Consider the following 6,256-nt stretch of genomic DNA (forward strand, 5'->3'; position numbering starts at 1 on the left):
CGCCTCGGTCTGGACACGGGACATGGAGGCCGCGGCGCGCATCGGCGGCGAGATCGAGACCGGCACCGTGTTCATGAACCGCTGCGACTATCTCGACCGGCGCTGGCCTGGGTCGGGGTGAAGGATTCCGGCCGCGGCTGCACCCTCTCGCGGATCGGCTTCGAGCATCTCACCCGGCCGAAATCCTTCCACCTGAAAGCCGTGCCCTGACGCATCGTCCGGCCCGGGCAGGATCAGTCCAGCCGGACCATGACGTGGCGGACCACGGTATAATCCTCCAGCGCGTAGGCGGAGAGATCCTTGCCGTAGCCCGACCGCTTCAGCCCGCCATGCGGCATTTCGTTGGCGAGCATGAAGTGGCAATTCACCCAGTCGCGCCATAGCGCAGCCCGGCGGCCAGGCGCATCGCCCGCCCGACATCGCGCGTCCAGACCGATGAGGCGAGGCCGTAATCGGAGTCGTTTGCCCAGACGATCCGCCTGCTCGGGATCGGTGAAGCGCGTGACGGACACGACGGGGCCGAACACTTCGCGGCGCACGATCTCGTCGTCCTGCGCCGCACCGGCAATCACGGTGGGTTCGTAATAGAACCCGCCCCCGCCGCATCGCGCCCGCCGGCGACGACCTCGACATGCGGCAGCGCCGCCGCGCGGGCGACGAAGCCGCCCACCCGCTCACGCTGGCGCGCCGAGATCACCGGGCCGATATCGTTCTCGGAATCATCCGCCCGGTCGTAACGGAGCTTCGCCACCGCCGAAGCGAGATCGGCCACGAACCGGTCATAGACCTTGGCTCCGGCATAGACCCGGCAGGCCGCCGTGCAGTCCTGTCCGGAATTGTAGTATCCGAAGTCCCGCACCGCGGCGACGGCGGCGTCGATATCGGCGTCGTCGAAGATGATCACCGGCGCCTTGCCGCCGAGTTCGAGATGGGTGCGCTTGATCGAGGTCGAGGCGCCTGGATCACCCGCTCGCCGGTGCCGATCGAGCCGGTGAGCGAGATCATCGCCACCCCGGCGTGTCGATCAGCGCCTGGCCGGTGCTCGGCCCGCGCCCCGAAATCACGTTGAGCACGCCCTCTGGCAGAATGCCGGCGGCGAGCCTTGCGAGCTTCAGCGCGGTCAGCGGCGTCAGTTCCGAGGGCTTGAGCACGACCGTGTTGCCGGCGGCGAGAGCGGGGGCGATCTTCCACGCCGCCATCATCAGCGGATAGTTCCACGGCGCGATCTGCGCGACCGGGCCGACCGGATCGCGCCGGATCATCGAGGTGTGACCGGCAGATACTCCCCCGCCGCACTGCCGGACAGGCAGCGGGCGGCGCCGGCGAAGAAGCGGAAACAGTCGACGATGGCGGGCATCTCGTCGCGCAGCACGGCCGGGCGCGGCTTGCCGCAGTTCAGCGCCTCCAGCGCGGCGAAATCCTCCGCCTCCGCCTCGATCGCATCGGCGAGGCGCAGCAGCAGCGCCGCGCGCTCGCCCGGCGGCAGCGCCGCATAGGCGGGAAAGGCGCGCCCGGCGGCTTCCACCGCGCGGGCCACCTGGCCGGCATCGGCCTCGGCGATCTCGGCGATCACCGCACCCGTCCGGGGTTGACCACCGGCACCGGCGCGCCCGCGCCCGCCTCGAACGCGCCGCCGATCAGCAGATGCGTCGGCAGGGTTGCGGTCGGTGCCATCTCAGCCTCCCGCCCCTTCATGGACCGCGCGTTCCTCGGCCGCGATTTCTGCCGCCCGGCTCGCGATCGCCTCGCGGCTGATCGGCGGGCCGGGGAAGCGCACCCGCGCCACGCCGAACCAGAGCACCAGCATCAGCACGATCAGGCCGAGACCATAGGTGATCAGGATATCGTTGGGCGGCTGGATGCCGATATAGATCAGCACGAACACGCCGATGATCGAGACGACCGCGAGCGGCTTCGAGAGCGCGCCGAGGCGGAACGGGCCGAACTCGGTCCAGGTCTTGCCCTCGGCGAACAGCCCGGCCGCGACCGGCATGGCGTAGGAGATATAGAGGAACATCGCGCAGCCCGCCGCCAGCGCCGCGAAGGCCGGCGAATACAGCGTCGCCGCGACCGAGAGCACCGCGGTCAGCCAGATCGCGCCGACCGGCGTGCGGTGCGTCGGGCTCACCCGCCGCCAGATCGCGTGGCCGGGCAGCCCGCCATCGCGCGCGAAGGCGAAGATCATCCGCGAGGTCGAGGTCACCCCCGCCAGCGCGCAGAGATAGTTGGCGACGACGATGCCGACATAGAGCAGGTATTTCACCGGCAGGATCACCGGCAGCCCCGGCGAGCAGGTTGAAGAACACGTTGCCGCCCTGCGCCGCCGCCTTGCCGAGATCCGGCATCGCCAGCAGGATCGCGGCCTCCATCACCAGGCCGAAGGCGAACGACCAGAACACCGAATTGATGATCCCGCGCGGCACGGTGCGCCGTGCGTTCACCGTCTCTTCCGATGTGTGGGCCGCGCCGTCGAACCCGGTGATGGTGTAGAGCGGCAGCAGCAGCCCGAGCATGAAGAGGTAGAACAGGTTGCCGCTATGCGGCACCACCCCGCCGCCGGCCTTGCGGAATAGTTGATGAAGGTGAACAGCCGCGAGACATCGTAATGCTGCGCGCCCACCAGCATCGCGATGGTCAGCACGATGGCGATGAAGAAGATCAGGTAGCCGGAGAAATCGGTCAGCCGCGTGGTGGTGCGAATGCCCATGTGGTTGAACGCGCCCTGGCTCGCGGTGATCAGGACGACGGCGATGGTCTGCTGCCAGAACCCCCAGTGCGACGTGTCGATATGGAACATGTTGCCGAGGATCAGGCTGGTGAACAGGTCGTAGGCGCCGACATTCACCGAGGCGACGACGAAGATCAGCCCGAGCAGGTTGACGAAGGCGGTCGCCCAGCCCCAGCCCCGCCGCCGAGCAGCGACGACCAGTGATACAGCGCGCCGGCCGTCGGGTAGGCGGAGGCGATCTGCGCCATCGACAGCGCGATCACCATCGAAAAGATCGACCCACGATCCAGCCGACGAACACGCCCCCCGGCCCGGCGGCGGAGAACGCCGCCTGGAACGAGGTGATTCCGCCCGCCAGGATGCAGATGATCGAGAAGGCGATTGCGAAGTTGGAAAATCCGTGCATGCGCCGGGACAGTTCCTGCGCATAGCCCATCTTGTGCAGCGTTGCGGTATCCTCGGCGAGGATCCGCGCCTCATCCTGGTCGTTCGACATCTCCGTCTCCCATGTTGACCGTCAGGCCGTGTGCGCCGGGCTTTCCCGCCGGTCGTGCTGTCAGGCATCGTTCGCGCGCCGAGCTTGCGGCGCACCGCCTCGGGCGAGGCGCCATGCAGCCGGCGGCAGGCCCGCGAGAAGGCGCTCACCTCGGAATAGCCGAGCAGTTCGGCGACCGCGGCGATCGAGAGATGCGGCTCGGCGAGATACATCAGCGCGAGCCGCGCCCGCACCTGGTCGATGCACCCGGAATAGGTGAGGCCGTACTCGGCGAGCCGGCGCTGCAGCGTCCAGCGGGCAGGCCGAGGCTTGCGGCCACGCGGTCGATCCCGGCCGGGCCTCGGGCAGCTTCCTGCGGATCTCGCTCGTCACCGCGCCGAGCAGGTCGCGCGGCGCGCCGCCGCCGCCGATCCGGCGCAGCTCCTCGGCCAGGCGGCGAAGCGCGCCGGGTCGCGCGCCGGCATCGGCCGGTCCAGCCCCGCCGCGCGGAAGCTGATCGCGTTCGCCGGGGCGGCGAGAACACCGGCGCGCCGAACGCCGCCGCATGCGCCTGCGCCTGTTCCGGCGCCGGGTGCTCGAACCAGACCTCCTCGATCTCCAGCGCGCCGCCGAGCGCGCGCCCGCAGCAGGTTGGCGAACATCCCCATCGTCAGCTCGGCATCCTGCCGTCGCGACCAGATCCGCGGATCGACGATCCGGTATTCCAGCCGCAGCGATCGCCCCTCCCGCGCGAGGCGGGTTTCGGTATTCTGCTGGTGCTCGATGAAGTGGCGGGCGAAAGCCGCCAGCCCGGTGCCGACATCCGGCGCCGCCAGCGCGAGCTGGCCGATCAGCCCGAGCGCCTCGGGCTGGAACTGCTGGCCGAAGCGCAGGCCGAAATGCGTATCGCCGCTGCGCGCCGCCGCCCGTTCCATCATCGCGACATAGCGCGCCAGCGGCACGGTGGCGCAGGGGTCCTCAAGGTCGCGCGGATCGAATCCCGCCTCGCGAGCACCAGGTCCGGGTCGGCCCCCGCGCCACGGATGAACGAAGTCACCCCGGACGCCGCGGCGGCGAGCACATGGCAGGATGTCGATCCGGACGCGGCGGCAGGCAGACCCATGATCCCCTTCAATCCGTCGGTGCCGCGCCAGAATGCCGGGCGGCGCGGCCGTTGCGCAACGAAATTCGGCAGTCTGCCGACTGTGGCAAATTCCGCCCCGTGCCGCTTTGACATCTGAACACAAACCCGCGCGATCGCCGCTTGTCGCCGAATGTCAAGATCGTCACACTGGGCTCATGCAATAGTCCGCCGGGAGGTGCGATCATGAACAACGATCTGTCTGCACAGAACATCACCGCGTCCGGCGGCATGACGCTCGACGAACTGCGCGCGGCGGTCGATGCCGGAGCGATCGACACGATCGTGATGGCGGCGCCCGACATGCAGGGGCGGTTGCAGGGCAAGCGGGTGATGCCCCGCTTCTTCCTCGACAACGTCCTGACCGACGCCTCGGAGGGCTGCAACTATCTGCTCGCCGTCGATGTCGAGATGACGCCGGTCTCCGGCTATGATTTCGCCTCCTGGGACCGCGGCTATGGCGATTTCGTCTTCCGCCCCGATCTCGCGACCCTGCGCCGCGCCGCCTGGCAGGAGGGCGCCGCGATCGTGCTCTGCGACATCGCGCTGCATGACGGCACCCTGGCGCCGGTCGCCCCGCGCAGCATCCTGCGCCGCCAGCTCGACCGTCTCGCCGCCACGGGCCTGACCGCGCTCGCCGCGACCGAGCTGGAATTCATGCTCTTCCGCAACACCTATGAAGAGTGCATGCGGCGCGGCTATCGCGATCTCGATCCGGCCAATCTCTACAATGTCGATTATTCCATCCTCGGCACCGCCAAGGTGGAAAAGGTCATCCGCGCCATCCGCAACGCGCTCGAGGCGTCGGGCATCCGCGTCGAGAACTCCAAGGGCGAGTGCAATCTCGGCCAGCACGAGATCAATTTCGCCTATGCCCCGGCACTGGAGTGCGCCGATGGCCACGTGATCTACAAGGAAGCCGCGAAGGAGATCGCCCAGGCGCAGGACCACGCCATCACCTACATGGCGAAGTTCAACGAGCGCGAGGGCAATTCCTGCCACATCCATCTCAGCCTGCGCGACGCCGCGAACCGCCCGGTCTTCGCCGCCGGCCCGGCCACGCGCCGGAATTCGACCATTTCCTCGCCGGCCTCGCCGCCCACGCCGCCGAGCTTTCCGTGCTGTTCGCGCCCAACATCAACTCCTACAAGCGCTACGCCGTGGGCAGCTTCGCGCCGACCGGCCTGGTCTGGGGGCACGACAACCGCACCTGCGCCTTCCGCGTGCTCGGCCACGGGCGGTCGCTGCGCGTCGAAAACCGGCTGCCGGGCGGCGACGTGAACCCCTATCTCGCCCTCGCCGGCATGATCGCCGCCGGACTCGATGGCATGGAACGCCGCCTGCCGCCGCAACAAGCCTTCACCGGCAACGCCTATCACGGCGACCTGCCGCGCGTGCCCCGCACGCTGGCCGACGCCCTCGCCCTCTGGCGCCACAGCGCCTTCGCGCGCGAGGCGTTCGGCGAGCAGGTGGTGGCGCATTACGCAAGGATGGCCGAGGTCGAGGTCGAGACCTTCGCCGCCGCGGTGACCGACTGGGAACGCACACGCTGCTTTGAAAGGATGTAACCCGCGATGACCATTCTGCAGGGAACCTGGCGCTTCCCCACCGAGGTGCTGGCCGGGCCGGGCCGCATCGCCGAACTCGCCGGCCGCGCGCGCGACCTCGGCGCCCGCCGCGCGCTGTTCGTCTCCGACGCGCAGGTGGCGAAACTGCCCTTCTTCGCGCCGCTGGAGGCGAGCTTCGCCGCCGCCGGAATCGCCACCGCGCGCTTCACCGGCACCCACCCCGACCCGCTGGCGGGCGACGTCGCCGCCGGCGTCGCCGCCTTCCGCGCGCATGAGGCGGACCTCGTCGTCGCGATCGGCGGGGGCAGCGGGCTCGATTGCGGCAAGACCATCGCGCTCGCCGC

12 protein-coding genes and 5 pseudogenes are annotated in these 6,256 nt (G+C 69.4%); 4 read left to right on the forward strand and 13 right to left on the reverse strand.

What is annotated here, in order from left to right; translation table 11 throughout:
* Positions 1-233: 233 nt before the first annotated feature.
* From ACIDOCELLA78_RS96580 to ACIDOCELLA78_RS96640, 13 genes and pseudogenes are all read right to left on the reverse strand, one after another.
* On the reverse strand, positions 234-353 hold the full coding sequence (locus ACIDOCELLA78_RS96580) for an aldehyde dehydrogenase family protein (RefSeq protein WP_374223274.1): 120 nt from the start codon (positions 351-353) through the stop codon (positions 234-236).
* An 11-nt stretch (positions 354-364) separates the two neighbouring features.
* A complete protein-coding gene (locus tag ACIDOCELLA78_RS96585) occupies positions 365-562 on the reverse strand; it encodes an aldehyde dehydrogenase family protein (RefSeq protein WP_374223275.1) in 198 nt (65 codons plus the stop codon).
* Positions 537-904, reverse strand: a pseudogene (locus ACIDOCELLA78_RS96590) (aldehyde dehydrogenase family protein); the annotation flags it as partial. The pseudogene ACIDOCELLA78_RS96590 and the gene ACIDOCELLA78_RS96585, both read right to left, overlap by 26 nt.
* Positions 905-1,001: 97 nt before the next feature.
* Complete coding sequence (locus ACIDOCELLA78_RS96595; RefSeq protein ID WP_249676876.1) at positions 1,002-1,262, reverse strand: aldehyde dehydrogenase family protein; 261 nt, start codon at positions 1,260-1,262, stop codon at positions 1,002-1,004.
* The gene (locus tag ACIDOCELLA78_RS96600) at positions 1,259-1,573 is read right to left on the reverse strand and encodes an aldehyde dehydrogenase family protein (protein WP_249676879.1); all 315 of its coding nucleotides are present in this window, start codon (positions 1,571-1,573) and stop codon (positions 1,259-1,261) included. Before ACIDOCELLA78_RS96600 ends, ACIDOCELLA78_RS96595 begins: the two co-directional genes overlap by 4 nt.
* Before the next feature lie 102 nt (positions 1,574-1,675).
* Positions 1,676-2,275, reverse strand: a complete 600-nt coding sequence (locus ACIDOCELLA78_RS96605; protein WP_283770879.1) for an amino acid permease — start codon at positions 2,273-2,275, stop codon at positions 1,676-1,678.
* A gap of 52 nt (positions 2,276-2,327) precedes the next feature.
* Positions 2,328-2,513: pseudogene (locus tag ACIDOCELLA78_RS96610) on the reverse strand (amino acid permease); the annotation flags it as partial.
* Entirely contained in the window at positions 2,438-2,845 is a 408-nt protein-coding gene (locus ACIDOCELLA78_RS96615; RefSeq protein WP_249676882.1) for a hypothetical protein, read from the reverse strand. The gene ACIDOCELLA78_RS96615 and the pseudogene ACIDOCELLA78_RS96610, both read right to left, overlap by 76 nt.
* 17 nt (positions 2,846-2,862) lie before the next feature.
* Complete coding sequence (locus ACIDOCELLA78_RS96620; RefSeq protein WP_283770880.1) at positions 2,863-2,994, reverse strand: hypothetical protein; 132 nt, start codon at positions 2,992-2,994, stop codon at positions 2,863-2,865.
* Positions 2,988-3,224, reverse strand: coding sequence for a hypothetical protein (locus ACIDOCELLA78_RS96625; RefSeq protein ID WP_249676857.1), 237 nt, complete (start codon positions 3,222-3,224; stop codon positions 2,988-2,990). The genes ACIDOCELLA78_RS96620 and ACIDOCELLA78_RS96625 overlap by 7 nt, the downstream gene beginning before the upstream one ends.
* A gap of 146 nt (positions 3,225-3,370) precedes the next feature.
* A pseudogene (locus ACIDOCELLA78_RS96630) lies at positions 3,371-3,466 on the reverse strand (hypothetical protein); the annotation flags it as partial.
* A complete protein-coding gene (locus ACIDOCELLA78_RS96635; RefSeq protein ID WP_374223276.1) occupies positions 3,436-3,825 on the reverse strand; it encodes a hypothetical protein in 390 nt (129 codons plus the stop codon). The pseudogene ACIDOCELLA78_RS96630 and the gene ACIDOCELLA78_RS96635, both read right to left, overlap by 31 nt.
* Positions 3,746-4,339: pseudogene (locus ACIDOCELLA78_RS96640) on the reverse strand (AraC family transcriptional regulator ligand-binding domain-containing protein); the annotation flags it as partial. The gene ACIDOCELLA78_RS96635 and the pseudogene ACIDOCELLA78_RS96640, both read right to left, overlap by 80 nt.
* On the opposite strand from ACIDOCELLA78_RS96640, the gene ACIDOCELLA78_RS96645 reads away from it, so the two are divergent.
* The 4 genes and pseudogenes from ACIDOCELLA78_RS96645 to ACIDOCELLA78_RS96660 form a co-directional block, all read left to right on the forward strand.
* The gene (locus ACIDOCELLA78_RS96645; RefSeq protein ID WP_214006295.1) at positions 4,247-4,444 is read left to right on the forward strand and encodes a hypothetical protein; all 198 of its coding nucleotides are present in this window, start codon (positions 4,247-4,249) and stop codon (positions 4,442-4,444) included. The pseudogene ACIDOCELLA78_RS96640 and the gene ACIDOCELLA78_RS96645 sit on opposite strands and share 93 nt — an antisense overlap.
* A 311-nt stretch (positions 4,445-4,755) precedes the next feature.
* Positions 4,756-5,343 (forward strand): annotated as a pseudogene (locus ACIDOCELLA78_RS96650) (glutamine synthetase); the annotation flags it as partial.
* A gap of 119 nt (positions 5,344-5,462) precedes the next feature.
* The gene (locus ACIDOCELLA78_RS96655; protein ID WP_283770881.1) at positions 5,463-5,912 is read left to right on the forward strand and encodes a hypothetical protein; all 450 of its coding nucleotides are present in this window, start codon (positions 5,463-5,465) and stop codon (positions 5,910-5,912) included.
* A 6-nt stretch (positions 5,913-5,918) separates the two neighbouring features.
* Positions 5,919-6,256: iron-containing alcohol dehydrogenase (locus ACIDOCELLA78_RS96660; RefSeq protein WP_201729857.1), on the forward strand; the 338-nt coding region annotated here is incomplete at its 3' end.

Source organism: Acidocella sp. C78, from assembly GCF_907164655.1.